At 68.4% G+C, this 2,549-nt stretch carries 5 protein-coding genes; all 5 read right to left on the bottom strand.

Translation table 11 applies throughout. The features are described from left to right. The coding region (locus ACIY1X_RS25970) for an STAS domain-containing protein (protein ID WP_399686443.1) at window positions 1–155 on the bottom strand (155 nt) is incomplete at its 3' end. A gap of 28 nt (window positions 156–183) precedes the next feature. Next, window positions 184–837 carry a phospholipid-binding protein MlaC gene (locus tag ACIY1X_RS25965; RefSeq protein ID WP_399686441.1) on the bottom strand — a complete coding sequence of 218 codons (654 nt, stop codon included), beginning with the start codon at window positions 835–837 and terminating at the stop codon, window positions 184–186. A gap of 127 nt (window positions 838–964) precedes the next feature. After that, entirely contained in the window at window positions 965–1,699 is a 735-nt protein-coding gene (locus ACIY1X_RS25960; protein WP_399686437.1) for a VacJ family lipoprotein, read from the bottom strand. A 2-nt stretch (window positions 1,700–1,701) separates the two neighbouring features. Further along, the gene (gene mlaD / locus ACIY1X_RS25955; protein WP_399686438.1) at window positions 1,702–2,190 is read right to left on the bottom strand and encodes an outer membrane lipid asymmetry maintenance protein MlaD; all 489 of its coding nucleotides are present in this window, start codon (window positions 2,188–2,190) and stop codon (window positions 1,702–1,704) included. A gap of 154 nt (window positions 2,191–2,344) precedes the next feature. Next, window positions 2,345–2,549, bottom strand: a 205-nt coding sequence (locus ACIY1X_RS25950; protein ID WP_399686435.1) for an ABC transporter permease, incomplete at its 5' end; no start/stop codon positions are given.

The raw sequence follows: 2,549 nt of genomic DNA, 5'->3' as shown, positions 1-2,549 counted from the left end.
TCGAGCAGCACCGCCAGCGCCGAGGAGTCGAACTGCGCCAGCGCGCTCGCATCCACGACGGCCGACGTGCTGTTCTGGCCCGCCAGGCCCTGCTGCAGCATGCGCATGCAGGCAGGCGCCTCCTCCTGCGTCAGACGCACGGGCAGCACCAGCATCAGGGCGTCGGTCTCGGCCATGTCGGGATCAGGACTTGGCGCCCGACTTGTTGCGCTCCGCCAGGGTGGCGATCAGGCCGTCGATGCCCTTGCTGTTGATCTCCTGCGCGAACTGCGTGCGGTAGGTGTCGACCAGCCACACGCCCATCACGTTCAGGTTGTAGACCTTCCAGCCGTAGCCCTGGCCGGGCGTCTTCTCCAGCCGGTAGTCGAGTTGCACCGGCTCGCCGCGGCCGCGCACCTCGGTGCGCACCAGCACCTCCTGGTCGGTGGGCGAGCCGCGGAAGGGCTTGATCACCACCGTCTGGTCGCTCACCTGATCGAGCGCGCCGGCGTAGGTACGCACCAGCAGCTGCTTGAACTCGTCCTGCAGGCGCTGCTTCTGCTCGGGCGTGGCCTGGCGCCAGGCCGGGCCGACGGTGGCGGCCGTCATGCGCTGGAAGTTCACGTTCGGCATGATCTTGGAGTCGACCAGCTGCATGATCCTGCCGACGTCGCCCGCCTTGATGGTGGCGTCGGCCTTGATGGTGTCCAGCACCTCGGTGGACAGGCGCTTGACCAGCGCGTCGGGCGCCTCGTCGGCCGCCAGCGCCGGCCGCACCAGCCCCGTGGAGGCGCCGAGCGCCAGGGCGGCAGCGGCGGCCCACCGGCCCAGGTCGCGGCGAAGCAGAGCGTTTTTCATCATCCTGTGGTCCTTCCTTGTGGCGTTCTTTCTCGTGGCGTGCTCGCACCGTGCCTGTGATCCGATGCATCGGCGGGGGTTCCGCCGCCGCCGGCCGGGGATGCAACGAGGTGCAGCCGCGGGCGTCCTATTCCTCGTCGTCCGGTATCCGGCCGTCGTGCACCTCGCTGAGTCGCCGCTGCAGGTAGGCGTCGCGCATGAAGGCATAGGGATCGAGCGCGGCGTCGTCCAGCAGCCGCGTGGCGCGCAGCAGGCCGGCCCGGCGCTCCACCACCCGCAGCGCGCTCAGCGAGTTGCGGGCCGGGATGTCGTGCACGTGCCCCAGGGCATCGCCCTGGAAGTCCACCGGCAGGGCCGCGGTGTCGCGCACCGTCGACGGCCCCAGCAGCGGCAGCATCAGGAAGGGGCCGGAAGGCACGCCCCAGTGGCCCAGCGTCTGGCCGAAGTCCTCGTTGTGGCGCTCGATGCCGGCCTCGGAGGCGATGTCCAGCAGCCCGCCCAGGCCGAAGACGGTATTGACGTTCAGGCGCATGAAGGTCTCGGCGCTGCCCTGCAGCTTGAACTGCAGCACGTTGTTGGCCAGGTTCCAGACGTCGCCCAGGTTGTTGAAGAAGTTGGTCACGCCGGTGCGCGCGAACTGCGGCACCACGTCCTGGTAGGCCGTGGCCACCGGACGCAGGACGGCCCGGTCGACGCCGTCGTTGAAGCGGTAGACCCCGCGGTTGAAGGACTCGAGGGGGTCGCGGTTGCGCGGCGGCGCCTCGCCGGGCGCCTCGGCCTGGGCGAACGCCAGGCCGGCCGCGAGGCCCAGCGCCACGGCCGCGCCTGCGCGCCATGCCGTCTGCGTTCTGCGTGCTTTCATCGTCATTTCTTGTTTCCCGTCCCTGGGGTGCTGCTGCCTTCCGCCGCCTTGCTGTAGAGGAACTGGCTGATGAGGTTCTCCAAAACCACGGCGGACTGCGTGTCGGTCACGACGTCGCCCGCCTGGAGGTTCTGCTCGCCGGCGCCCGCCTCAATCCCGATGTACTGGTCGCCCAGCAGGCCGCTGGTCAGGATCTTGAACGAACTGTCCTTCGGGAAACTGTAACGACTCTGTAACGACATCAGGACGTCGGCCTGGAAAGTCTTGTCGTTGAAGGTGATGGATTCCACACGGCCGACCAGCACGCCGGAACTGCGCACGGCGGTCTGGGGCTTCAGGCCGCCGATGTTGTCGAAGCGGGCCGTCACCTGGTAGGTCTTCTGGAAGCTGAGGTTCAGCAGGTTGGCCGACTGCAGCGCCAGGAACAGCAGCGCCGCGGCGCCGAACAGCACGAACAGGCCCACCCACACGTCATTCTTCGATCGTTGCATTTCAATCCCTTTCAGCTTTCCCCTGCGCTGCGCATCGCCTGCAGTGAATGCAGCGCCGCCGAACCGGAGGCCGCGGAGCAGGCCATGCGGGGACACCCACGGAACCGGGGGTTGGCGAAGCGGAACGAAGTCCGCGAAGACCGGGGGTGTCTCATCATGAACTGAACATCATGGCCGTCAGCAGGAAATCCAGGCCCAGCACCGCCAGCGAAGCCACGACCACGGTGCGGGTGGTCGCGCGCGCGACGCCTTCGGGCGTGGCCCGCGCGGCGAAGCCCTCCAGCAGCGCCACGAAGGTCACGGCGATGCCGAACACGATGCTCTTGACGACGCCGTTGCCCAGGTCGCTGAACACGTCG

The sequence above is a fragment of the Xenophilus sp. genome (assembly GCF_044462705.1).
Lineage (GTDB): Bacteria > Pseudomonadota > Gammaproteobacteria > Burkholderiales > Burkholderiaceae_C > Xenophilus > Xenophilus azovorans.
Note: the sequence above shows the minus strand (reverse complement) of the source record. Positions and strands in the feature narration are given on the sequence as shown.